Annotated in this window: 21 protein-coding genes; 7 read left to right on the top strand and 14 right to left on the bottom strand. The window is 62.1% G+C overall.

Annotation, left to right across the window (positions count from 1 at the left end):
* Nucleotides 1-146: 146 nt before the first annotated feature.
* Together HRF45_05695 and HRF45_05690 are read left to right on the top strand one after the other, a co-directional pair.
* Complete coding sequence (locus tag HRF45_05695) at nt 147-917, top strand: hypothetical protein (protein ID MEP0766021.1); 771 nt, start codon at nt 147-149, stop codon at nt 915-917.
* A 27-nt stretch (nt 918-944) separates the two neighbouring features.
* Nucleotides 945-1,241, top strand: coding sequence for a TlpA family protein disulfide reductase (locus HRF45_05690; protein ID MEP0766020.1), 297 nt, complete (start codon nt 945-947; stop codon nt 1,239-1,241).
* Nucleotides 1,242-1,306: 65 nt separating this feature from the next.
* Here HRF45_05690 and HRF45_05685 read toward each other — a convergent pair whose 3' ends face one another.
* The gene (locus tag HRF45_05685; GenBank protein ID MEP0766019.1) at nt 1,307-2,782 is read right to left on the bottom strand and encodes a HEAT repeat domain-containing protein; all 1,476 of its coding nucleotides are present in this window, start codon (nt 2,780-2,782) and stop codon (nt 1,307-1,309) included.
* Here HRF45_05685 and HRF45_05680 point away from each other — a divergent pair.
* A complete protein-coding gene (locus HRF45_05680) occupies nt 2,763-4,382 on the top strand; it encodes an Hsp70 family protein (GenBank protein MEP0766018.1) in 1,620 nt (539 codons plus the stop codon). The two genes, HRF45_05685 and HRF45_05680, sit on opposite strands and share 20 nt — an antisense overlap.
* 106 nt (nt 4,383-4,488) lie before the next feature.
* Here HRF45_05680 and HRF45_05675 read toward each other — a convergent pair whose 3' ends face one another.
* On the bottom strand, nt 4,489-4,938 hold the full coding sequence (locus tag HRF45_05675) for an SRPBCC domain-containing protein (protein MEP0766017.1): 450 nt from the start codon (nt 4,936-4,938) through the stop codon (nt 4,489-4,491).
* A gap of 80 nt (nt 4,939-5,018) precedes the next feature.
* Here HRF45_05675 and HRF45_05670 point away from each other — a divergent pair, with 80 nt between their 5' ends.
* The 4 genes from HRF45_05670 (at nt 5,019) to HRF45_05655 (ending at nt 10,650) form a co-directional block, all read left to right on the top strand.
* Nucleotides 5,019-5,936: a beta-ureidopropionase gene (locus HRF45_05670; protein ID MEP0766016.1), complete on the top strand. Its 918-nt coding sequence runs from the start codon at nt 5,019-5,021 to the stop codon at nt 5,934-5,936.
* Nucleotides 5,926-6,792, top strand: coding sequence for an NAD+ synthase (locus HRF45_05665; protein ID MEP0766015.1), 867 nt, complete (start codon nt 5,926-5,928; stop codon nt 6,790-6,792). Before HRF45_05670 ends, HRF45_05665 begins: the two co-directional genes overlap by 11 nt.
* Before the next feature lie 66 nt (nt 6,793-6,858).
* Nucleotides 6,859-9,405 carry a hypothetical protein gene (locus tag HRF45_05660; protein MEP0766014.1) on the top strand — a complete coding sequence of 849 codons (2,547 nt, stop codon included), beginning with the start codon at nt 6,859-6,861 and terminating at the stop codon, nt 9,403-9,405.
* A gap of 252 nt (nt 9,406-9,657) precedes the next feature.
* Entirely contained in the window at nt 9,658-10,650 is a 993-nt protein-coding gene (locus tag HRF45_05655; GenBank protein ID MEP0766013.1) for an aldo/keto reductase, read from the top strand.
* An 8-nt stretch (nt 10,651-10,658) separates the two neighbouring features.
* On the opposite strand, the gene HRF45_05650 is transcribed toward HRF45_05655, so the two are convergent.
* The 12 genes from HRF45_05650 to HRF45_05595 form a co-directional block, all read right to left on the bottom strand.
* Nucleotides 10,659-11,834: a hypothetical protein gene (locus tag HRF45_05650; protein ID MEP0766012.1), complete on the bottom strand. Its 1,176-nt coding sequence runs from the start codon at nt 11,832-11,834 to the stop codon at nt 10,659-10,661.
* Nucleotides 11,835-12,024: 190 nt separating this feature from the next.
* Nucleotides 12,025-12,864 (bottom strand): ABC transporter permease, encoded by an 840-nt coding sequence (locus tag HRF45_05645; GenBank protein ID MEP0766011.1) that lies wholly within the window; start codon nt 12,862-12,864, stop codon nt 12,025-12,027.
* Nucleotides 12,864-13,802 carry an ABC transporter ATP-binding protein gene (locus HRF45_05640; GenBank protein MEP0766010.1) on the bottom strand — a complete coding sequence of 313 codons (939 nt, stop codon included), beginning with the start codon at nt 13,800-13,802 and terminating at the stop codon, nt 12,864-12,866. The genes HRF45_05645 and HRF45_05640 overlap by 1 nt, the downstream gene beginning before the upstream one ends.
* Entirely contained in the window at nt 13,799-15,874 is a 2,076-nt protein-coding gene (locus tag HRF45_05635) for a hypothetical protein (GenBank protein ID MEP0766009.1), read from the bottom strand. Before HRF45_05635 ends, HRF45_05640 begins: the two co-directional genes overlap by 4 nt.
* 78 nt (nt 15,875-15,952) lie before the next feature.
* Nucleotides 15,953-16,264 (bottom strand): hypothetical protein, encoded by a 312-nt coding sequence (locus tag HRF45_05630; protein ID MEP0766008.1) that lies wholly within the window; start codon nt 16,262-16,264, stop codon nt 15,953-15,955.
* A 101-nt stretch (nt 16,265-16,365) separates the two neighbouring features.
* Nucleotides 16,366-17,910 (bottom strand): copper amine oxidase N-terminal domain-containing protein, encoded by a 1,545-nt coding sequence (locus tag HRF45_05625; protein MEP0766007.1) that lies wholly within the window; start codon nt 17,908-17,910, stop codon nt 16,366-16,368.
* 93 nt (nt 17,911-18,003) lie between these two features.
* The gene (gene rdgB, locus HRF45_05620) at nt 18,004-18,636 is read right to left on the bottom strand and encodes an RdgB/HAM1 family non-canonical purine NTP pyrophosphatase (GenBank protein MEP0766006.1); all 633 of its coding nucleotides are present in this window, start codon (nt 18,634-18,636) and stop codon (nt 18,004-18,006) included.
* Nucleotides 18,633-19,355: a ribonuclease PH gene (rph, locus tag HRF45_05615; protein ID MEP0766005.1), complete on the bottom strand. Its 723-nt coding sequence runs from the start codon at nt 19,353-19,355 to the stop codon at nt 18,633-18,635. The genes rdgB and rph overlap by 4 nt, the downstream gene beginning before the upstream one ends.
* Before the next feature lie 85 nt (nt 19,356-19,440).
* Nucleotides 19,441-19,965 (bottom strand): GerMN domain-containing protein, encoded by a 525-nt coding sequence (locus HRF45_05610; GenBank protein MEP0766004.1) that lies wholly within the window; start codon nt 19,963-19,965, stop codon nt 19,441-19,443.
* A complete protein-coding gene (locus tag HRF45_05605; GenBank protein ID MEP0766003.1) occupies nt 19,962-21,614 on the bottom strand; it encodes an N-acetylmuramoyl-L-alanine amidase in 1,653 nt (550 codons plus the stop codon). Before HRF45_05605 ends, HRF45_05610 begins: the two co-directional genes overlap by 4 nt.
* Before the next feature lie 117 nt (nt 21,615-21,731).
* Nucleotides 21,732-22,142 carry a YjbQ family protein gene (locus HRF45_05600; GenBank protein MEP0766002.1) on the bottom strand — a complete coding sequence of 137 codons (411 nt, stop codon included), beginning with the start codon at nt 22,140-22,142 and terminating at the stop codon, nt 21,732-21,734.
* Nucleotides 22,143-22,818: 676 nt separating this feature from the next.
* A partial coding sequence (locus tag HRF45_05595) for a type II secretion system protein (GenBank protein ID MEP0766001.1) occupies nt 22,819-23,437 on the bottom strand: 619 nt, incomplete at its 5' end.

Here is a 23,437-nt window from a genome sequence, read left to right as displayed (position 1 = left end):
GAGTCGGGCGTTGGAGGACTGGACGCGGCTCGGGCATGGATTTTTATGGTTCCGGCATCTCGCCGGATACTGTCAATCGCCGGGACGGCGAGACTACGGAACTGCGATCGCTTTGACGGGGTATCGTGCGGTGGGAGGTGCGAACCATGGCTCGTTCGTTCCTTGTATGTCTGCTGCTCGTGCCCTTCGCGCTCCAGGCGCAGGACACGGGGGAGGTAGCGCACAAGAAGCTCTGCGACAAGCTGAAAGCCGCCAAGTCGCTCTCGGTTTCGGTCGAGACTCGCGTCAATGACAAGGTGGCCAGTTCGTTCACGTTCAAGGCACTTCGTCCGAACTACTCGGAGATGGTATCCAAGACCTATGAAGACCGAGTGGACGGCACCAAGCGACACATCTACTATCCCGACCGCAAGCAGTTTCAGTCCGGTGACGCGCCGAAGACGGTTCTGGTGCGGTTTCCCGGGCTCGAGGCATTCGTCGAAGAGCCAAGAGACCGCAAGCTAGTCGGGGCAAGCACCGAGAAGTTCGAGGGGGGCGACCGCCAGGCTCTCCGCTACGAGATGCCCGAGCGGCCCGGATTCGAACTGACGGTCTATGTTGACACCAAGACGGGACTGCCCGTCGGCGCGAAGCAGGTGATGCCCAGCGGTACGGGTGATGCCACCGAGCGAAGCGTTCTGGTGTACGTATACAAGGATCTCAAGCTAGACGCCCCGATGAAGCCCGAGCAGTTCGCTTGGAAGCCGCCTGGGGATGCAAAGCCCTATGAAGCGCCGAACTACGAGGCGAAGCTGTTGGCGGTGGGGTCTCAGGCGCCGGAGTTCAAGCTGAAGACCCCCTCGGGGGGCGAGCTATCGCTTGCCGAGGCAATCAAGGGGAACAAGGCCACTCTGGTGAACTTCTGGTTCTACGGCTGAGGAGCTTGCCGTGCGGAGTTTCCGCACCTGCAGAAGCTGTACTCAGAGCTGAAGAGCCAGGGTTTGAACATCGTCGCCATCAACTACGGTGACTCGGCAGACACCATCACCAAGTATGTCGAAAAGGAGAAGTTCACCTTCCCGATCGTGATGAACGGCAAGGATGCCGCCGACATGTCGAAGGCATACGGCGTGCAGGCGTATCCGACCAACTACGTTCTGGACTCGTCCGGCAAGATCGTCGCGCGGTTCGTGGGCTTCAACGAGAAGGGCCTGCTGGACGCGCTGAAAAAGCTGGGCATCGAGCCTGGCGAGAGCCCCTAGTCGGTCAGCGGCCGCGGGCGCGCCTTGCCCGCGGCCGCTGTCTATCTTCTTCCGAACAAGCTACGCTACATATCGCCGAGACCATCGGGCCGGTTTTCCTCACCGATCAACTCTTCGTCGGTTCTCACCCACTCGGGGAGGGTGGGGCGCAGTAACGATTCCTCGACCTCGGGGCTCGCTGTCGGTCTGCGCAGGAGTTCCGATGACAGCGCGTCGGATATGGCGGAAGGGTCCGGGGAACGCAGCAGTGTACGCATCTCGGCGATTGCTTCCATCACCCGCTGCGCCTCCCGCATCAGGTCGCCACCTCGGTCCGACTCGAGGTCCCTAAGCAGACGCACTGGGTCGAACCCACCGACGCTCGCCAACTGCAGGATCGCGCGTCCCCGGTCGTACGGCGATGCGGCCTGGTTGGCCAGCACCGTCCTTGCAACCTGTATCGCTCCTCCCTGGTCTTCCAAGGCTTGCCGCGCAGCGTGAGCCACGTCTTCGTCAGGGGAGCGCGCGCACTCCGCGAGCAGTCCAAGACTCACCACCTGACCCAGTCGCGCAAGGGCCTGCACCGCGCAGAGACGCACGTACGGAACGCTGTCCGAGAGCAGAGAGGCGAGAGCGAGGCAGGCCTCTCGCGGGGCTCCCCACGGCACACTTTCGGCAAAGCCAGCGCGGACTGTCTCATCGGGGTCTCGCACAGCGTCCCGAACCTTGCGCGCGTAGGTCGGTCGGTCGAACGAAAGGAGTGCGTTATACGCGCCGATTCGGACAGCAGGGTGGGGGCTACGGAGAGCCCATTCCACGATGTCGCGCGCCTCGAGTCCGCTGACGGCGCCCGCACACTCCACGGCGAGTCGTGCGATAGTCGGGTCAGGACATTCACACAGGTGACGAAGGCTCTCAGCAGGTACGTGCTTCCGCGTGCGGCGGAGGGCGCCGAGTGCTGCAACCTGGACGTGACGAGGGGCTTGGGTTGCGATCTCCAACAGCGCTTGGGCTACATCGGGGCTTTCCAGAGAGGCGAGGCGGGCGATAGCCGAAGAGCGGAGCGAGTCGGGCAATTCGGCATCTAGTGCGCAATCCGTAAGAATTCGGACGCAGGAGGGATCGGAATGCCCGCTGCGTGCAGCGCAGTAGGCCCCCACTCTGCGTGCTCTGGGATCCTGTGATCGGCGCAATTGGGCGACCTCGGAGACTGACAGGTCGAAGGGCATAGCCGAGAGCCCGAGCGTGGTTCGTGCGGCTTCAGCGACTTCCCCGTCAACGTCTTCGCAAGCGCTGAGCAGCGGCTCGGCGGTCGCGGGGTCGGCGTAGGCGACAAGTTCTTCTGCGGCGGCCAGACGCACCTTCCAGCTTACGTCTCGAAGTGCCTCGACGAGCAGCGCGACGGCATTCGGATGCCCCGCCCGGGCTACGAGGCGGACTGCTTTCTCACGGAGTTGCCATGCGCGCGAGGTCCACCCGGCAGGGCGATGGATACCCGAGCGGTTGACGGGTTCGCTCGAAAAGGGGGAGAATCCCTCGGCATTGGAATCACGGGGCTCCATCTCGGTGGATTTTGGCACGACGAATACCGTCGTGGCCCGGTGGAATGGCACGCACGCGGAGTGCGTGGAGTTGGACGATATCTGCATCCACGAACCGACTTGGGGCACACCGCTCGTCCCCTCGGCAGTGTACTTTCACGACCCCGAGCGTGTGGTTATCGGCTCGCAGGCGCTGAGCGCCATCGAGATGGATCGCACGATCGTGATAGCTCCCGAGCGTGCACCCTATGCGCTAGGAGTGAAGAAGCAGCTTCTTTGGGACAGCTCGCAGGTGGTGGCCACGTGTGAAGCCCAACCCATCACGGCACGGCACACCGCTTTGCTGTTTCTCCAGGCGTTGATGCAACAGTGCCTGAAGGCCGACGCGCTGCCGGTGCATCGGGGTTGCATGGGTGGGTGGCTGGCGAAGAAGGACCGGCCTCTGATCGTGCATCTCACCCTGACCACACCCGTGGAGTGCCATGAGCCTTACCGCGTGGAACTGAGCCGTATGGCTTCGCGCGTCGGGGCGAGGCGTCTCTCACTGCTGGACGAGCCGGTAGCCGCCGCTTTGGGGTATGGCGTGGACATCAGCGGCGAGCCGGTGCTACTGGTAGTGGACTTCGGTGGAGGGACGCTGAACTGCGCGGTGGTGCGAGTGGGCCCGGCTACCACAGAAGAAGCAGCCAATCGTCGTTCGCAGCTTTTGGCGGCGAGAGGAGAGATCGACTTCGGCGGGCGGACGGTAGACGGGTGGGTTGCCGAGTACCTGCGGCCCAGGCTCCCGCGCGGGGCGGAGGCCGAAGATTGGCTACGTCGCAACGCCGAGTTGATCAAGATCACACTCTCTCCGGAAGACGCGCCAGAGGAGCTAACTCTCAGCCCTCCTGGAGCGTCCGCCCTGATCATCGGGCGAGATGAGTTTCGTACCCTTCTGGCAGAGAAGGGGCTGTACGAGCGGGTGGACCGAGTGCTCTCGGACCTATTCGACGACCTGTACCGCCGTCATGGGGTGGGCCAAGAGGCGGTGCAGGCGGTGTTGCCGGTCGGCGGGTCCACGCTGCTGCCCAAGGTTCGCGGACGATTGGTGGAGCAGTTCGGAGCGAACCGCGTTTGGTACGACAGCCCGTTCGACGCGGTGGCGAAGGGCGGCGCGGTGTTCGGAGCTGGGGCCACCGTGGACCAGATCGTGCACCACGATTACGCGATCCGCTTGTACGACGAGAAGCAGGCGCGACCGGAGTACGAGCTGCTGGTGCCGCGAGGGACGCCTTTCCCCAGCAACGGGCCGGTCGCAACGCGCTACTACGCGGTTGCGAAGGGGCAGCGCGAGTTCCGGCTACCGATCTGCGAGGTAGGTTACTCCGGTCGGCGCTCGGTGCCCTGGCGCCCTCGCGCGCAGGCCCACTATTGGAACCCACAGTCAGATGCCGAGCAAGAGGCTATCGTAGCGCTGAACCCCGGCGACGTGATCCGCATGCCCTCGCCCGGCCGGGGCCCGGAGGCGCGGCTTCGCATCGAGTTCAGCATAGACGAGCAGCGGCACTTGGTCGCCACCATCTACGACCTGCACCGCAAGACGTACTTGCGCGAGAACGAGCGCGTGGTGCAGTTGCGGTAGGTCTCGTCGGCACTCCCGAGAGATTGGCCCTGGGGCGGCCTTGGGGGTTGCAGCATTCTATGGATGAGCGTAGAGCCAGGATGCGTGCCAGGGCATGGGAGTCTCGCTATGCGGCGGGGCGGTTGCGCTTGGAGTAATGGCGCTGGCGGAGAGACTCCTGAAGGCCGCAGATCAGCAGCGGCCAGCATGCTACCACGTCTCTGAACGTAACGTTCACTGCCGGGAAGCCGGAGTGCACGAGGGTCAGTCGCGAGCAGGTCGAGTGCCCCTCGATAGTGAAGGTGACGATGGTCTCGGGTTCTTCGGAATGGGCGGTGAAGCGGAAGGTGTGCTCCAGCAACTCACCTGGTTCCACGCGAGTGACTCGTCCCTTGATCACCGTCTGTCCGGACGCGCTGAACTCGATTTCGCCGCCCTCGGTGGCCTCGAACTTCTCCACATTGCACAGGTGCCACTCCCGGATCCGGTCGGGGTTGGTGAGTGCCTCCCACAAGTCCTCGCGTGTGGCCGGAACGGCGTATGAATCCGCGAACCGGACGCTGCTCGTATCATCCATTGCGTTACTTCCGTTACACTTCGGATTGTCGGCAGCGCGCCGGCGATTCCTGAAGGCAAGCCCGAGGTAGACTCGTGCAAGTGAAGCAGCCGCTCCGGTCTTCTCCGGCGCCTTTCCGAGTTGCGGCGGCTCAGATCCGCCCCAAGAAGGCCGACTACCCCGCGAACCTGGAGAGAGTGACCGAGGTTCTGGCACAGGCGAGCGCCCTCGACCCGCCTGCCGATGTCGTCGTGTTCCCTGAGACCGCGGTCACGGGCTACTTTCTGGAGGGCGGCGTCGGAGAGGCTGCAGTCCCGGCAGAACAGCTGCACGCCGACCTGGTCCGGGGATTTGTGGCTGCAGGCATCGAGCGGCCTATGGATGTGGTGGTCGGTTTCTACGAGGCCGCCGCGGGACACCTGTACAACTCCGCAATGTATTGCGAGCTGTCACCGGGTAACTCTCGAATCGCGCACGTGCACCGCAAGTTTTTCCTGCCCACCTACGGCGTGTTCGACGAGGGGCGATTCGTGCGGCGCGGTCGGACCTTCGGAGCTTTTCCTACCCGCTTCGGGAAGGCGGCGGTACTGATATGCGAAGACGTGTGGCACAGCATCAGTACTACCATCGTAGCACTGCGCGGAGCGCAGCTCGTGTACCTTGTCACTGCGTCGCCGGGGCGTGGCTTCTCTGGAGAGGTGATAGGCAACCTAGCGAAGTACCGCCAGTTGGTTGTGTCCGCTGCCGAGGAGCACAGTGTGTTCGTCTTCAACGCCAGCCTTGTAGGATTCGAGGGGGGAAAGGGGCTGATCGGCGGCAGCATGATCGTGAACCCGCTCGGACAGGTAATAGCCGAGGCGCCTACTACCGAGGAGGCGCTGCTGGTAGCCGATTGCGATCCGAGCGACATCGAAACTGCCCGTCTGAACTCGCCTCTGCTAGCGGACCTGCGCAGCGCATTGGGGGACGTCGTGGCGGAGATGGACACGCTGGTCGAGGATGCCGCCGATGCCTCTTAAGGTCCACATAGCGCCGAAAACGACCGCCGATTCGGACGAGATGTTACGTATCAATCCATCGCTCGTTGCCGATTGGCTGGTTGCTTTTCTTCGCAGCGAGGTGAGGGACCGAAGGGGCTTTGAGAACGCGGTGCTCGGCGTGTCGGGCGGGGTGGACTCGGCGCTGGTGGCATTCTTGTGTGTGGAAGCGTTCGGTCCGGAGCACGTGTACCTGTTCAAGATGCCTTACTCGAAGGTGAGTAGCCACGAGAGCGTGGCACATGCGGACATGGTGATCGGAACGCTCGGCTGCCATGGGCGCGAGGTGGATATCACCGCAGCGGTGGACGGTTATGTCTCTACTCACGAGCCGGACATAAGTCCGGCACGGCTGGGCAATGTGTGCGCACGGCAGCGGATGATCGTCCTTTTCGACCAAGCCGCGAAGCTCAGCGCCCTGCCTATCGGAACGGGCAACAAGACCGAGCGGCTGATGGGGTACTTCACCTGGCACGCCGACGACTCGCCGCCGATCAACCCCATCGGCGACCTGTTCAAGACGCAGGTGTGGCAGCTCGCTCGGCACGTAGGCGTGCCCGATGTGATCGTCGAGAAGCCTGCATCCGCAGACCTGATCAAAGGACAGACCGACGAAGACGATTTGGGGATCAGCTACGTCAAGCTCGACCGCATTCTGTACCACCTACTTCGTGGTGTGCGAACAGACCGCCTGACCCGTATGGGCTTTCGCGCAGAGGACGTGGAGATCGCTCGCGCGCGGCTCGACTCCACTCACTGGAAGCGTCACCTGCCTACCGTATGTGTGCTTTCTGACACTGCCATTGGCGAGTACTACCTACGCCCTGTGGATTACTGACCCTCCCAGACGACCCGAATGGCTGCGGCTGAGCGGCGGTGGCCGATAGAGACAGGAGAACTCGATATGAAACTAGCAATCAGCATCATCGTGACACTTGTTTGCGCAGTGCCCGTGCTCGCACAGAACCCACACGATGGCTATGCGTTCTGGCTGCCGTGTGGCGAGCTGCGAGTGGGTGACGCGGCGAGTGAGAAGGAGTTCGGCTACGTTCAAGGTTCGAGTGCAGTGCCCGGCGCAGCAGCCACCACGTTCGTTGTAAGGCCTCGCCGGACCCGCTTCGACGTGCCGGCCGGCCAGATCGTGCTCGTGCGACCTGGCAAAGTGACGAGCACATACGACATCTCCGCAGAAGGGACGGCGCTGGGGCAGATGGGGGCGGTGACATTCTTGCCCACTGCCCTGACCAAAGGGAAGCGCGAGGTGAAGGTCGAGGTAAAAGGCACGCTGCCGCGTGGCACACGAATCAAAATGTACTTCACGGACGATGCCGACAAGCTCGGTGTCGAGCTGACAGGTGATCTATCGAAGCTGCCCACTCCCGGTTCCTACCGTGAAGGCGTGTTGCGCTTTTGGGAGGGCGCCTATCCAGCCGCGCGCACGCGGCTGTTAGGGGGAGTGACTCCTGACAAGACGCCGGCGGCCGCCTCGCTGCTACGGCGATTGGCCCGCTGGGCCGCGGCTTACGAGCAGTTCGCCAAGATCAAGACGGGTCGCGGCTACTACGACCTCGGGCTCTTCTGCATGCACGGGAGATACTGGGACCTCGCGGTAGACAGCTTCCGTAAAGCGACCGAGCTGATGCCGCGCGATCCGGACGCGTGGTTCATGCTTGCGGACTCACTCGCTTACCGCGATTCCGACCTCGACATGCGAATGGAGAACATCATTCCCTACTATCAGAAGGCCGCAGATCTGTACCCCAAGGAAGGTTCCAACACCTATCGCAACCACATTGGCTTCTTCAAGCAGTTCCGTGTGCGGGAAGGGGATGGCACGCGCGTGCTCACGATGAACGACGAGCAGATGGACTACGTGCGTAAAGTGTGGGGCTGGTGTTCCACCATCATGGAGGCGGTGTCGAAGGGAAGGCTGAGGATGGTGAACACCTACAAGGTGTATGAGACGGAATTCGACAACACGGCTCATACCGATCCCAGGCCCTTCCAAGGCTTGTTCGAGCGTGGCAGCACCGAGGCGTTCTTCAAATTCACGGGCTGGGGAGCTTCGGACTGCATGGGCCACGACTGCGGGCCGGATCGTTCCGCATCTATCAACATGGGCCTCCGTGAATGGGATGTCATGTATCATGAATGGAATCATTCGCTGGACTGGGCCCTGATTACGAGCGAGCTGGGGATCGGTACTCCTGTGACACATTCGTCCGACTGGTGCGGTTTCCAGCCGATCTCCAGCATGGGCATGGGGCACAAGTCGAGCAACAGGTACTACACCACACCGGGTATGTACCAGTTCATTCGTGGCAGCGATCCTTACACGACCGAGCATGTCGAGGATTGGGTGGTCTCCGGTCCGTTCCGGCTGATGGCAGAGACGGACAAGGTGGATGAGCGTTTCTCGCGCGAGGCTCGCGACAAGACCGCGGCCGTGACGCCCCCGGACATCGCCAGTCTCACGCAGAAACCCGTGGTGGAAGACGGCTATGTGGACTTCAAGAAGGTGTGGCCGGATGCTCCGAAGAACGCTTTCGCCTTCGCGCACACCTACGTGTATTCGCCGAAGAAGCAGAAGGTGCGAATGTGGCTGGGTGCCGACGACAACATCCGTGTGTGGTTGAACGGTCGCCTGGTACACAAAGGCGTGTATTGGGCCGTCGTGTTGTTCCAGGAAGCGAAGGAGAAGGACCAAGTCTCGTCTGCCGTCATGCTGGAACCCGGGTGGAACAGCCTGATGGTGCAGATCACCAACGCGCAACATGGCGAGGACTGGATGATCCCCGGCGAGCGCGAGGATTGTTGGGGCTTCTCGGTTCGCTTCTGTGACCATCTGAACCGCGAAGTGCCTGGTCTTCGATGGCAGTCGGCGAGGCCGGCGGGCTTCGTGATGCCGCAGGTGGAGCAGTTCAATGCGCGGTCTCCCAAGACATATCGCTGGGAGGATGTGGCGGACGACTACACGATGCTGCTGCCCGAGTTGACACTGCAGGATCTGCGCGACGTGACAGGCTATCGCACGATGACGGCCAACGACGACATCTTCTTCGATCTCTCGAAGGAGAACGTGAGTGCGGCCATCGCCCCGTACGTGATAGGCAAACCCGACCGGAACGAGACCGCATTGAACAATCAGCTCAACTGGTTCTTCTCGCCGAAGGAGATGGCAGCGGTTGTTAGGTATTCGCGTGGTGGGCAGATGCGAGACCTGCTGTTCTTGCGTCCGGAAGCCTACGACGTGTTCCTTCGCCTGCTGCCGGTGGGGCCAGAGGCGGCTAAGCAGGGCGTTAAGCGCCATGCGGACCAGGTGATCGGGTACTTCCTGGTACCTCGCGAGGACAGTCCGAACGGTCGCATCGTGCTGGTGGTGGACACGTTCCTGGGCAATCGCCTGCCGACGGACGAGGCGGACCTGCTGGACATCGGCTCGCTGAAGTAGGCCGTGGTTCGGGGCTCGCAGGAGCGGACCCGCGGGCCCCAATCCACTTCACAGGCCTGTCACGCTGAGCGCTGTCGAAGCGCACCGGCACAAACCATAGGCTCTCGGCAGATGACGGCGCGCTTCGACAGCGCTCAGCGTGACCAAACCCGCCCGAGTGGGTACAGGCGGGCATCCCATGAGCCTGCGGAGTGGGGGTTGCACCGGCTGGGGTAACCTAACTGCGGGAACTCGCGTAGAGGAGGAAGTCAGATGGAATACGTTGCGTTGGGTAGGACCGGGGTACAGGTGAGCAAGTTGTGCCTCGGCTGCATGAACTTCGGCTGGGGCACCGAGGAGAGGGATTCCATCGAGATCATCCACCATGCCATCGAGCAGGGCGTGAACTTCATAGATACTGCCAATGTGTATGGTAAGGGTGCGAGCGAGACCATCGTCGGAAAGGCGCTGGCAAGCGGGCTGCGCGAGCGGATCGTGCTGGCGACGAAGGTGCACGCACGCATGAGTGATGAACCGAACGACTTCGGAAACAGCCGGCGTCACATCATGCAATCGTGCGAGGCGTCTTTGAAGCGATTGCAGACAGACTGGATCGACCTGTATCAGATTCACCGCCCTCAGCCCAGCGTTCCGATCGACGAGACGTTGCGTGCGCTAGACGACCTGATACGTGCCGGGAAGGTCCGATATGTCGGCACTACCACATTTGCAGCGTGGCAGATCACGGAAGCGATCTGGGTTGCCAAGGAGCTGGGAATCAATCGGTTCGTAAGCGAGCAGCCTCCTTACAACCTACTCGACAGGCGGATCGAGCGAGAATTAGTGCCATGCTGCATCAGCTATGGCATCGCACTGTTACCATGGTCGCCGCTCGCCGGCGGACTGCTCACTGGCAAGTACTTGGGCGGATCGAAGCCCGAGGGCGCACGCTATAGCCAAACGCAACCGATTCGTCAGATCGGCCCAGGTGCGGAATCCGTTATCGAGGGCTTCAACAACTATGCTCGTGAGCGCGGAGTGCCACCCAGTCAACTGGCACTGGCATGGTGCGCGTCGCAGCCGGGCATCACATCGCCCATCATCGGCCCGCGCACGATGGAGCAGCTCGAAGACAACCTATCATCGCTGAGCATCCAGATCACGGACGAGGACCGAAAGGCGATTGACGCCATCGCGCCACCAGGGACTCACACCGCCGAGTACTACATTGCAGACTTCGGGCCGTCCGTACATCGGCTGGTGTAACGCGCCTGCTAGCTCTCGGCGCCTAGTAGTCCGAACTCGCGGCCGGCGTGGTACATCGCCTCGGTGTTCTCGATGGGCGTGTGGGGAGCGAGGTTGTTGCCTTCGCGCAGCACGAACATGCCACCTTCCAGGATGCCGGAGCTCAGGATGCGCTCGACCTCGAGTCGCACCTCCTCCGGCGTGGCGGTGCGCAGCAGCTCCACGTGTGGTCCGCCCCAGATCCGAGCAGTGGGGCCCAACTCCCGGCGTAGCGCACCGAAGTCCACGGGGAAGCCGGTGTCGAAAGTGACGATACCTAGTTCCTCCATGAGCATGCGGAAGTGCCTCGTCGCGTTTCCGCAGAGGTGGATGCCGCGACCCACGGGAGTGGCGAGAGTGTCGTAGATTCGGCGGTGGTGTGGCAGGATCATCTCTTTGTACATTGGAGTGGAGATGAGCGCGATGCTGTCATCGGCGATCATCATGTCGTCCATCGGCACGTCCACTCCGAACCGTTTGCGGAAGGCGACGGTCTTGGTTAGTATGGCGTCGGTCACGAAAGTAAGCAATCGCTCCATGCGCTCCGGCTCCTCGGCCAGCATAGTACATGTCCGGTCCGCAGAGAACAGGCTGCAGCAGAGCGTCATAGGACCGTCAGTCCCTAGCCCACACCAGGGAGGTGTCACCTCGATGGGCCGTCCCAGATAGTCTTCGTTCTTGGCGCGATGCTCGAAGTGCTCTTGGTACTCCAACACCTTTGCCATGAGGCCGGAGAACGGATCGGGAATGCCACGGTCTAGTAGGCTTTCCGGGTTGTCACGGTAGGCGGGTCTACTGTCGGGCACCTCTCCTTCGGCAAAGTACAGCGGACAGCCGAGCCACACAGCCTCGTAGTAGTTCTGAAAGTCCAACCCTATCACCCACTTCTCCGGAAGGCCCAACTCAGTGTCCTGGAGGAGATTGAATCGGCTCCATCGCTGGAAGCGGAGGAGGCTGTCGAACATAACATCGGGGTCTTCGGTGTAGGTGCGGAAGTCCACGTTGTCGGGGTTGGCCTCGGAGATAGGCATGAAGTAGCGCGAGTTGACGCCGAGGATGATAGGGACACGGTACGGCTTGCCGGCGCGGAAGGCATCCCAGGCTCGTGCCTGCTCTGCGTTATGTGCTGCAAAATCGAAGTGTCGAAGTCGGTCAGTTCGGGACACGGGGCGCCTCCTCGCACCATCGAGCGTGGCGCCCCGGATCATACCCGCACGGGGCCGGCACAGCGGCTGAGGGTCCTTTGCACAGAACCAGACCCTCGCCACGGCGAGGGGTGAGGGACCGCGGCTGCCGCTCCCATGCTTCGTGGGGCTCGGCACGACGTTCTGAAACTACGTAGGGCTCCCCGGCAGCCTACTGCACGTCACGGCGAGAGAAGATCAGATGGGAGAACCAGAAGAAGGCGATGATGTAGATGAAGATGTACAGCTTATCGAACAGCGTGCCCTCGGGAACGCCCCGAATCGCTTGTACGATGGTGGTTGCCAATCCCTTTTCCAGACTGAACAGCCATTCACCCAGTCGTTGGTGTGGAATCACCCATCTCGATAGTAGTTCCAGGTCCTTGAGCGACTTGTTGTCGGTTAGCTGGGCGATCAGTTGCACGATGCCATCACCGACGAAGGTAGCCGCATAAATCATTGCGGTAAGCAGCAGCGACAGCGCCATACCGGCGAACGACGACCAGGCCATCGTGATGGTCCCGTAGAGTGTAGGATACAGTAGCATGACCAAGAGCGCCGGGACATTGAACGTGGCTCCCGCGCCGAAGCCGTAGCGCAGGCTCAGCACCAGCCAGTTCACACTATAGCAAAACAGGATCACGCACACGCCGAAAGCTACCAGCCCGAGCCACTTTCCGAGCAGCACCTGCACGCGCCGAATGGGCTTGGCGAGAATGGTGGCAAGCGTACCTCGTTCCACCTCTGCGGACACCTGGCTGGCTCCGAGCAGAATGGCCATGATACTGGAGAAGAACAGCATGATACGGGCGCCGAAGTACTGGGCCATCTCGATACCGTGCTTCAGCCGCTCGGCGCTGTCGCCACCGAACCGAGAGTGCTTCTGCATCCCAGGAGGAACGGTAAAGTCTATGAGGGCAAGCCCCACCAAGATCACCAGAACACCCAGCCACACGCGGCGGCGCATCGCCTCGCGAATAGTGATGGAAGCGATCAGCAGGATGCTACGCACTACCTCTGCCCTCCCTGCGCGTCGTCTTGGATGGTGCGAATGAAGAACTCCTCGAGCGATTCACGCTGGTAGTGCATCTGCATGAGTTTGGCGTTGTGGCGGACGAGTGTTGTGGCGACCTCCGGGATGTCCTCGTCCGAGCTGACGGCTACTGTGTAGCGATCCGCATCGCGAGAGATGACACGCGCGAACCGGTCCAATGCATCCAGAGCTTCCTGAGTTACGTCCCGCGCTTCTACCTCGACGACCGACTTGGAAAGAAGCAGCGAATCGAGTGTCCCGTGCCGTACCACCCTCCCCTTGTTGATAATCGCAACGCTGTCGCACGCCATCTCGACTTCGGACAGCAGGTGGGAGTTGAGCATCACCGTAGCTCCGCGTTGCTTTAGGTGGCGTATCACATCGCGCACGTCGCGCCGTCCGATAGGATCCAGTGCGGAGGTCGGCTCATCCAGGATCACTAGCGCCGGTTGATGGAGTATCGCCTGTGCCAGCCCGATGCGCTGCTGCATTCCTTTCGAGAACTCGCGTATTTGGCTCTTTCGCCTATCGGATAGACCCACCGTTTCCAGCACCTCATCGGTGCGCCTGCGCAGGTCCGGCCAATCCATGCCTACGAGACGACCGTGGAAGTGCAGAAACTCCTCGGCTGTTAGGAAGTCATGGAACTGGAACTTCTCGGGCAAGAAGCCTATGTGCTGTTTCGTGGCGGTATGCCCGAGCGGCTTGCCTAGCAGTGTTCCACTGCCTCCCGTGGGACGCACGTTTCCCAGCAACATCTGGATCGTCGTGGTCTTCCCTGCCCCATTCGGACCCAACAACCCGAAGACGGAGCCACGCTCGACCGAAAGGTCAAGCCCATCCACTGCTACCAGCTCTTTGCCCAGCAGCGAGCGAAACTTCTTCCTAAGGCCATGGGTTTCGATGGTGGCGGTCATAGCAGACAATTCTCACCCGGATCGAGATTGACGCGGAAGCGCCAAGTCTCACCGAAGTCGTCATGCTCACCGATCGCGATGGCTTGCATAGTCGGAAGGAAGCACTTAGGCAGCTGAAAGGTCAGGGCCTGCGGCACGCGCGACGTCATGCTCAGCGAAGCCAGTTTGCCATCCTTGACCTCACAAGCGACCGTGACCCCCGAGGCACCCGCGAGGCCGTGGAACCGGAAGTTGCTCAGGCTCTCCGGAATAGCAGGCAGCAGGTGCATGCCGTCATCATCCACTCGCACGAACATCCAGTGCAGCGCGGCAAGCCACGCGCCGCACCCGGTGGTGAACCACGGGACGACAGGCACGCCGTTTTTCAGATGCTCGTTCGGTGAATGGAACTGGCTCGCGGACTCCGGTCCGGTGCGCACGCAGTCCCAGGCGCGCTCGCCATCACCTACCATAGAGTGACACATCCCGAGGTGGCCGGCCGTCCACATCCACACTGAGTCGTCGAATGCCGGGTTCCACCCAGGTTTCCATCCGAAGTCGGTGCGCGCGCGTTCGTGGATCATGCGCAGGGTGTTACGAGCGTACTCACTTCCCGCGTCCACAGCGAACGGGAACACCATACCTACGATGGAGTAGTGCAAGTCTTTTCCGTCCGGTATGGCATAGCGTTTTTCGGTGCGGTCCACCGGGAGTGAGTCGCGAAGCCGATGGGCCAGCCGTTCCCACCTACGCGAGCGCTCCCGCTCTCGGCCGAGTCGCCGTGCCGCCTCGGTGGCACGCTCCAAAGAGTAGATTGCAGCACCCATCGTCATCGGCCCGCCGCTGACCTGACCGACCGACTCGTCGAAGTCGGTACAGCGCTTGGTGCGCACCTTGCCGTCCGGCGAGGTCTCGATCATTTGCAGTTCGAAGTAACGGGCGATTTCTCGGAGCACCGGATAGAGGTCTTCGAGCTCTGCCATGTCTTCTTGATACAGCCACAGCCACCAGACGGTTGCAGCGAACTGACCTAGGTGGAATCGCTCGGTGTACCAATGCCCGTGCGGGTCACGCTCGTCGCCCGCCTCCGTTGCGCTCCAGGCGTACAGCGCACCCCTACCGCGCGCGCGAGCAACAGCCTTAGGCAAGGTGGCTAGGCGGTAGTAGGGGATGTTGCGCGCCAGATCGGCATACCCGCCGGAGAGCAGGCCGAGGAAGGGGTATAGCTCGTCGTGGAATGCACCACCATCCCACCAGCGCCTGCTCACGGTCGGGGGGATGGACCACGGGGTAGCCTGACATCGCAAAGTGTACAACGCCACCTTGCGGAAGCGGTCCACCGATTCGTCTCCGGTCTCGACGGAGCTACGCGACCAGAACCTCTGCCACTCTTCGACGTTCCGTGTTAGCAGTTCGTCCAGGTCCTGCGAGTCGAGGGGATCCTGATATGTGATGCGGTCACTGATGACTAGCCAAGTGCGCACGGTAACGGCAACTCCAGGCTGAAGCCACCAAGTGTGCCGCGCACGCACACCCAGCCCGTCTCTTACCGTCGTTCCCGGGCCGTCGTGTTGGAAGTACACTCGTCCCAGGTTGTCATGGGTTTCGAACGACAGGTCGTCTGCCACACGTAGCTCTGGGTCTCTTTCACCGTGTCGATCCGTGAAGGAATAGGTGATTTCCAGAGCCACATCGAGTGGCTCGTCGGCTTGGTTCTGCAAAGTGGTCTCGACAAGGAACACGTTGCCGGACAGAGGGATTAGGGTGCGCGTGCTCTCGAGCAGTTTGCCTCGGAGCGTTCTCGATCGCACTTCGCCCGTGTCGAGGTGGATGCTCTGCTCCTGGAGAGCGATAGGTTCTTCCGCCCCCTGATACGTTAGGTTGCGGGACACTACGCCGAACGGCACCATTTCGTGGCGCGGTCCGGCCAGCCGACGACCTGCTATGTACAGGCATTGCGGATCTAGGAACGGACTGCTTTGCACTCCCGGAGGGGAGTGGTACCCATGCCGGTCGAGCATCGTGACGAGCTCTCCGTTCCCGATGAGAGCCGGCACCGGACGGTCGGCTCGGTCGGCTGAGGCGACAAGCAAGAACAGGTTCTCCAACGCGGACGAGTTGGTCTGATGATACCTTCCCTAGGGCCAGCGGGTCAGCCGGCCTCGAGGACGCTAGGGGACTCCGGAGAAGCGAGGCGGACGAGCCGAAGCGGTAACATCCATGCTCGGAGGATGCAAGCCCGCCACGAGTCCCAGCCCAGCGGCGATGAGGAACGCCGCGACCGTCCAACGGCGCCGACTGCTCAGTGCTGAAGCCAGCAAGCCGGCAAGCACGGCAAACCCCACGACCCAGACGAGTCGCGAGTCGGTTCGCAAGTCCGGGCGGAACACCAGCCCTAGCAAGATTGCCCCAGTTGTCAGCGTAGCGACGGCCAACGGAGTCCGAAACAGGTCACGCGGCCGCCGCGGATCGAGCTTCGCCATCAATCGGTTCCATCTGCGCGCCGCAGCACACGATTGCCATGCGACGCGTCTCCTCATTGAGATGGAGGAGTCGAGAACTCGACCCCTCCAAAACGGTTCACCTATTCCTTGGAGGTGATCAGTACGTGGCCCGTAGCAGGGTCATATTCGACCTCCACGTTCAATGCCTGCCGCACAAAGCTGAGCGGAACAAGCGTGCGGCCTGCATCCAAGAACGCGGCCCTTTCCATTCTAACACGGCTGTCGTTCACGGTGGCGAACATATCGCCGATCCGGATGCGAATCCTGGTACCGATTCGGTCTGCGGACATCGTCTTCGTCGCGTTGTCCCAACCGACCTCGCCTCCGCCGTGCGCAAACAGATGGCGGAATGGCGCAACCGGTACACCCTCCACCGTTCGCGGGGAGACGTCGAAGTGAATCTCCTGACCGTCGAAGAAGATGGAGAAGGCGCCGCTGGGCTTCGCCGCCGCTGCCGCGGATGGAGCCGGCGGGGGCGTCGCGCGGACGGAAGTGGTCACGGTGGTGGCTCCTAGCGCAACGGGCTTAGAAGCGACCGCGACAAGCGGCGTGTGATCGGGATTGGCGCTGACTTTGCCGCCATCTTGCGTGCCGGTCTTCGCCGGGGGCATGGAGGTCTGACGAGATTGCTCGACGGTTTGTGGGGTGTCTGCGGTCGTGGGCTGCTTGACTGCTATGGCGTTCGGTGCCGGCGGCGTGACGAGTCTCTGGCCGGAGACCCGCGCATCGGCGAGCGCGATCTCCTTCGCGGGCGCGCCGGGCGCTACTGGTACGAAGCTATCCGGGTTCGAGACGAGCCCGTGACGCAGATTCTGAACATCGCCCGGGCGAGTGATGGCGGCGCCAGCATCGGAGGCGATCGTGTCGCCTGCGCCCGCGCTCTTCAGGCCGCTGGACCCTGCCAACAGATCGCCGTCGTCCCCGGTTCCACCCAAAGTCGGATCCGCCAGGCGCTGCTGCTCGCCCACACGTTCCGTTCGACCGCCGGGATTGTTGACGTAGATCTGAATCGGCACCGACTTGTAGGTGTTCAGTTCCTCGTCGTAAGCCCACGCCTCCACACTATGCCATCCTGGCGCTTCGCGCGTGGTGTCCCACACGAACCGGTACGGAGGGATGTTCCGCAACTCACGGAACTGCCGGTCCACGAAGAGCGACACGAATGGCTTTTTGATCATGGGGCCGATTTGCACTTCGATCTGCACTTCGCCGGCAACCTGCTCCCCGAACTTCGGTGTGCGAATCAGGATTGGCGCCATCGGCTTCTCGTCAATCGTGAGATCGGTGACCGTCGAAGCCAGCGCCTTACCGTCTGCCGCGCGCAGCACTACCTCGAGCCTGTGCCGGCCCACGGGCAATCCGTTGGGGTCCAACGAAAAGGTCACTTCGCCAGAGCGAAAGGACTCCTTGGCCTCGCGGACTGCCAGGGGAGCGCCATTCAGTCGAAGCTCGACCAGCGAAACGCGGGCGTCCGTGAATCGGACGACGAGCATGTTCTGCTCGAGAGCCTTCTCCACCACGATCTTAGGGTCAACGACCAACACAGCGTTTGCCGCTACGGCAAACGTGAGGAATAGCGCGCTAAGAAGAAACGGTGCGGCCGTCCATTCTTGCCTTCGCTTCATCAGCCTTCCTCCTTGATTCATCCGGCACGGGGGATACCGGACCATTGTGAGACTAGCACACCAGCGCTGTGGAGTCAACCCTGAGGGACGGGCTCATACCCTCGATCCGTTCGCCACTTGCTGCAGAAGTCGGCGTAAGACGGGAGCGGCAGCCGCCAGCGTCTTGCCTCTGTGGCTGATTCGGTTCTTCTGTTCGGGCGTGAGATCGGCCATCGTACAGCCCAGGTCGGGAAGAAAGAAAATGGGATCGTAGCCGAATCCCCCGGTTCCAGAACGTTCGAAGGCGATGCGCCCTTCGCAGGTATCGGTGAAGAGGTGAGTGGGGCCGGCGGGCTCGGCGACAGCCACTGCACAACGGAAGCGCGCGGTTCTCTCTTGCTCGGGCACGTCCTTCAAGCGCTCGAGCAACAGCGTCATCTTGTCGGCGAATGACGTTTCGACGCCAGCATAGCGCCGCGAATGGAGTCCGGGCTCTCCGTTCAGGGCATCCACTTCGAGTCCCGCATCGTCGGCGATTGCCAGTTCGTGCAGGGAGTCGGCCGCCGCTCTGGCCTTGATTGCCGCGTTCTGCAAATAGGTATCGCCGTGCTCTTCCGGCTTTGGCATGCCGGGGAAGTCGGCCAGCGTGCGGATCTCTACAGGCATGTCATGGAGGTGCTCCTTCAGGATAGTGAGCATCTCTCGCGCCTTCCCAGCGTTGTGCGTGGCGATGATGAGACGTCTCATAGAGGTGTGGCAAGGCACTCGCGCTGCACCTCGATGATCGCCTCGATCCCGCGCTGTGCCATATGCAGCATGCGCGCAAGTCGTTGCTCGGTGAAGGGTGCGTGCTCCGCCGTCCCCTGAACCTCGACGAACTTGCCACTCTCCGTCATCACGACGTTCATGTCCACCGCAGCCTGGGAGTCCTCTTCGTAGTTGAGGTCCAGCAGCTCGATTCCCATCACGACGCCGACGCTGATAGCGGCCACCGCTTCCGTCAGTAGCGAGCGCCCGATGAGGCCGCGCTCACGAAGCCAGCCCAAAGCATCGGCCAGCGCGACGTATGCCCCCGTGATGGAGGCCGTGCGGGTGCCGCCGTCGCCCTGAATCACGTCGCAGTCCACGGTAATCGTCCGCTCGCCCAGACCCTCCATGTCCACTACCGAGCGCAGGGAGCGTCCAATAAGCCTTTGGATCTCTTGCGTGCGGCCACCCGCGCCGCGCTCACGCTCGCGAGGGGTTCGTTGGATGCATGCTCGAGGCAGCATGTTGTACTCAGCGGTGACCCAGCCCGATCCGCTGCCTTTCAGAAAGGACGGAACCCGGTCCTCGATGGAGGCGGCACAAAGGACGCGGGTGTTTCCCAGTTCGATTAAGCAGGAACCCTCCGCATATTTAAGATATCCTCGGTGAAGGCGGAGCGGGCGCAGTTCCTCCGGTTTGCGCCCGTCGGGACGAGCCATAACGACCCCCTGTTGCGACACCCCCGATGCCGGCGGCACGCGACGACCCAGCGGCTTGGGGGACCAGCGTTAAGTTGCGATGAGTCTACCCCTTCGGGTTACGCGTGACGGGGACGGGATCGCTTAGGTCCACGTTCCCCAACGTGTCTACCGGCGAGCCGGCGACGAGGATGCGCATGTTCTCCACCTCGAGGAACTGGCCGACGGTGGCGGAAAGCGACTTCAGGAGCGCCTCCTCCTCGTCTGTGGAGTAGCCTGCACGTAGCTCCTCGCTGAAGTTGAGTTCCGCGGTCTTCCCCTTCACCTCGGCACCCAGCAGCTTCACGCCCTTCGGAAACAGCCTTTCATCGCGAATCAGCTCGGAGACCGCGGCAAAAAGCTTGGTGCGGCCGGGCGGTACGCTGATGGATTTGGGCTCCAGCACCATCCTGTCATCCTTATAGGACGGCTTGAACACGTTGACACGACCGGCCTCATCCTGTCCATGCATGGCGTCCCGGCCGTTTTGCGGCTCACCGGGCGGCTTGGGGCTGGGCATGAGCGATAGGTAGGCGAGCACCGCAATCATGGCAACCGCGAGAATCAGGATCAGGACGAGAACGCCTCTCATTCTTCCGCCTCCAAATCGCCTAGATACGAACGAATGCCCTTGGCGATAGCTGCCGCCACCTTCTGCTGGAAGTCCTCGGTAACGATCAGCCTGCGGTCGGTTGCGTTGTTGATGTAGGCGACCTCCACCAACACCGCAGGCATCTTGGTGTTTCGCAGCACGTGCATGCCGGATTTGAACCGTGTGGTGTCGGCGACGGCACCATGGTCCGACAGGCCACTGACAGCCGCGATCTCCTTCTGGATGTACTCGGCTAGCAGCTTCCCTTCCTGACTCGCGCCGTGATAGTACGTGAAGGTGCCCGAGCGGCTGTCGGCGATCCGGTTCGAGTTGTGGTGGATGCTGACGAAGAAGTGGGCCTCCGACAGATTCGCGGTCTCGACACGCTCCTTCAGGGAGGGGTAGCTGTCGTCGCTGCGTGTCATGATCACGGTGGCTCCCTGCTCGGCCAGTAGCTTCGCGACCCGCTGTCCAACTGCGAGGTTGACTGTCTTTTCCTGCACTTTCTGGTCGCCGGTTCCGTATTGAGCTCCCGGATCGCTGCCGCCGTGACCCGGGTCGATTACGATGATCTTCTCCGAGATACGCCCCGACGCCGACCTCGGTTTGGTCAGAGTGAGCACCAGTTCGCGCGCTCCGGGCGCGATGTTGACGCCTACCGCCCCGGTGACGGCAAACTGCAGCAACGCGGCGGCCGCCTGGCCGGCGCTCTTGGAGCTGAATCGGATCCGGCTGAGGAACCCTCCGTCGGTTCGCGTCTCCTCGGCTTCCTCGATCACCGCATTCGGGATTTCGACTTCCACGGTGTCTCTGGTGCGACGAATGGCCGTCTTGCCTTTGATCAGCCGATCGGTGGGCAGGCGAACGGTGTAGACGGAATCCGATTCCTTGCTGACCAAGGGTGGGCCAAGGCTCGCTATGTCTCCGGTCGGCTTGGCGGCAGCGGCCGGGGGCGGCGTGTACTCCGTGAAGCCGGTCTTGTCGCGCGCGGCAAGCAGGGCGCCTGTCCAGGACAGTTCGTACTGCCGCTCGTTGATGGTGCGGAGCGGACTGAGCTTGGGGGCAGCACCGAGGTCGCACACCACACGCAGCGTGTCTCCGCGGAACTGGAACATGCGCACGCCCTTCTCAATGTTCTTCGTCACTGGGGGCGATGCGGTGACATATCGAGTTCCCGGCAGGTCCAGCACCACGCGGTCGGGCGTGGTCAGAACCGATACTTTGGGCTTGACGGGAAAGGATGTCTTGACGGATAGCGAGCCGTCCCCGGCGCCGATCCACTCGCAGCGAGCGAGCACATGTAGCGACTTGCCGTCATCGCGCCATTCGGTGACGCCACCGAGGAGCTGCGCTGCCGTGCGCAGAGGCAGACAATCTACGCCGTCGAAGTCGCGCAGGAACAGATTGGCGTGCTTTCCACGTGAGGTGATAAGCCCGCGGTCCCCGAGCGCCTTGACCTCCCAGCCGAGGGCCTTCGCGTGTTCGATAGGCAGGAAGCACTCGTCGCCGAGGCGGTGTGCGGGAGGATCGAGCTTCAGTTCTTTGCCGAGGTAGACCAACCCGCAGGGGTCTCCCTCCGCAGGCTCCTGTGCGAGACAGGCTGCGAGGGGGAGCGTGGCGGCCCACATCCCTATGAGAACTCTTCGCACCAGGCTATGCTCCTTGCGACCCGACAGAGGCAGGGGGGAACTTAGCACCTCTCTGCTACGGATGTCAAGCCTACGGCGCTCAGGCGGCGGGCAGCAGGGCATCCGGGGCGTGCGAAATCAAGCCGGAATGACCTGCACCACGATGGTGCGTTCGCGGGGGCGGGTGTCGAAGTCAATCAGCACCGCCTGCTGCCAGGTGCCGAGCACCGGGGCGCCGTCCACCACCGGCAGGCAGATGGAGGGACCGACCAGCGAAGCGCGGACGTGCGCGTGGCCGTTATCGTCGTGCCAGCGTTGCTCGTGGGCGTACACGGCGTCGTGCGGGGCGAGTTGCTCGAACGCACGCCGCAGGTCGGCGACGAGCCCCGGCTCGAACTCCACGGTGGTGAGCGAGGCGGTGGAACCGACGACTGCTGCGCACACGATACCTTCCTTGGCCCCACTCTCCCTCACGGCCTGCAAGAGCTGCGGCGTGATGTCCACGATGTCGGTGTTGCCGCGAGTGCGGATGCGAATCGTCTGAGCCATGTGACTGAGTATAACGCCTCTGAACGACCGACTCGGCCTGCGGAGGCGAGCAGACTTGCTCACTCCGTAAGACCGCGGTCTCACATGACTTGCCTGTGCTGGTCGCACGGACTGCAGCCGCAACCGAAGCAAATGCGAGCCAGCCTCGAGCGGTTACTAAGTGTCAGCTATCGCCAGCGCGGGCCTGGTGTTCGCGTTAAGCACCGATGTTGCGCCATCCTGGAAGTGCGGAGGACCAAGCATGCCTCGTCACGTACTCTAGCAAGATAATCCCCTTACTAGTTCGGAGGCGGAAAGCCCGGGCACCTGTTTGCGGCGGCGTTGCACTCCACGCCGTAGTACGTGCCAATGAGAATTCTACCCTCGAAAGTCCCCCAGCAGGGCGGGTTCGGGCCATCATAGCACCTGGCAACGAAACTCTCGTACTGACAACATTTCGGCCCGCCCTTTGTGCTGCACGAGTAGAAACTGGCGCTGCGCCAGTACTCGCACGTCAACGAGCATGGATCAGGAACGAGGCTTGGTGGACAAACTTCCTGTTGTGCATAGCCCATGCCGACTAGGCGCAACAGGCCCATCGCGAACAGCAGCACTGCCGCAACAACCTGCGATGCCCTTAGCGTTGCTCGGAGCATGCTCGACTACCTCCCTATCGTGATATGTCCCCATCCGCGAACTAGAACCCGCACGAGCCGCCCTGTGTGCGCGGAGGGATATCGCTCAGGTTCCGGCGCTCGACCGAGCCGTCGAGCCTGAGCAGCATTCCGATTCTCAGCTTGAGCCTCTTTTCCAAAGGGTCCGAGGGACTGTAATAGTGGTAGTACCAGTGGTTCTCGTCGAGTGCGAGCACCATGCGCTCGCCCTTTTCCCGATAGAGTCGGTTAGACGCTTCGCAAGGTACTGCACGTTCCATGTCAGGGTAGAAGGTGCATGGAAGAGGGCACCAAGAGTAGCTGAACACCCTCTCGCGGCGAGGAACTCGCTTGACCTCAGGGTCGTGCGGACACTCGAATATCCTCTTGTTTGTCACGTAGCGAGCGTCCAGCAGCGCGAATGGCAGCGGCGGCACCCCGAGACGTACCCAAATGTTGGAGCCGCTGCCCGAAGAAGCCCGACCCTCGCCCCGAGTTCCCTCGTAGTCAGAGCGATACATGGCAACGGCAACGCCGATCTGACGAAGGTTGGAGATACACGACGTCTGCCGGCCTTTCTCGCGCGCCGGAGACATCAGCACATACACGATCGCTGCCAGCACGGCCAAGATGGCTACCACGACAAGAATCTCCACCAGCGTC

This window comes from Fimbriimonadia bacterium, assembly GCA_039961735.1.
Taxonomy (GTDB): Bacteria; Armatimonadota; Fimbriimonadia; order Fimbriimonadales; family JABRVX01; genus JABRVX01.
Note: the sequence above shows the minus strand (reverse complement) of the source record. Positions and strands in the feature narration are given on the sequence as shown.

Bases quoted from the DNA above. Each gene is read 5' to 3' on its own strand.
- HRF45_05695 (MEP0766021.1), top strand. From the start codon at position 147: ATGGCTCGTTCGTTCCTTGTATGTCTGCTGCTCGTGCCCTTCGCGCTC.
- HRF45_05685 (MEP0766019.1), bottom strand. From the start codon at position 2,782: ATGGAGCCCCGTGATTCCAATGCCGAGGGATTCTCCCCCTTTTCGAGC.
- HRF45_05675 (MEP0766017.1), bottom strand. From the start codon at position 4,938: ATGGATGATACGAGCAGCGTCCGGTTCGCGGATTCATACGCCGTTCCG.
- HRF45_05665 (MEP0766015.1), top strand. From the start codon at position 5,926: ATGCCTCTTAAGGTCCACATAGCGCCGAAAACGACCGCCGATTCGGAC.
- HRF45_05660 (MEP0766014.1), top strand. From the start codon at position 6,859: ATGAAACTAGCAATCAGCATCATCGTGACACTTGTTTGCGCAGTGCCC.
- HRF45_05655 (MEP0766013.1), top strand. From the start codon at position 9,658: ATGGAATACGTTGCGTTGGGTAGGACCGGGGTACAGGTGAGCAAGTTG.
- HRF45_05640 (MEP0766010.1), bottom strand. From the start codon at position 13,802: ATGACCGCCACCATCGAAACCCATGGCCTTAGGAAGAAGTTTCGCTCG.
- HRF45_05630 (MEP0766008.1), bottom strand. From the start codon at position 16,264: ATGGCGAAGCTCGATCCGCGGCGGCCGCGTGACCTGTTTCGGACTCCG.
- HRF45_05625 (MEP0766007.1), bottom strand. From the start codon at position 17,910: ATGAAGCGAAGGCAAGAATGGACGGCCGCACCGTTTCTTCTTAGCGCG.
- rdgB (MEP0766006.1), bottom strand. From the start codon at position 18,636: ATGAGACGTCTCATCATCGCCACGCACAACGCTGGGAAGGCGCGAGAG.
- rph (MEP0766005.1), bottom strand. From the start codon at position 19,355: ATGGCTCGTCCCGACGGGCGCAAACCGGAGGAACTGCGCCCGCTCCGC.
- HRF45_05610 (MEP0766004.1), bottom strand. From the start codon at position 19,965: ATGAGAGGCGTTCTCGTCCTGATCCTGATTCTCGCGGTTGCCATGATT.
- HRF45_05600 (MEP0766002.1), bottom strand. From the start codon at position 22,142: ATGGCTCAGACGATTCGCATCCGCACTCGCGGCAACACCGACATCGTG.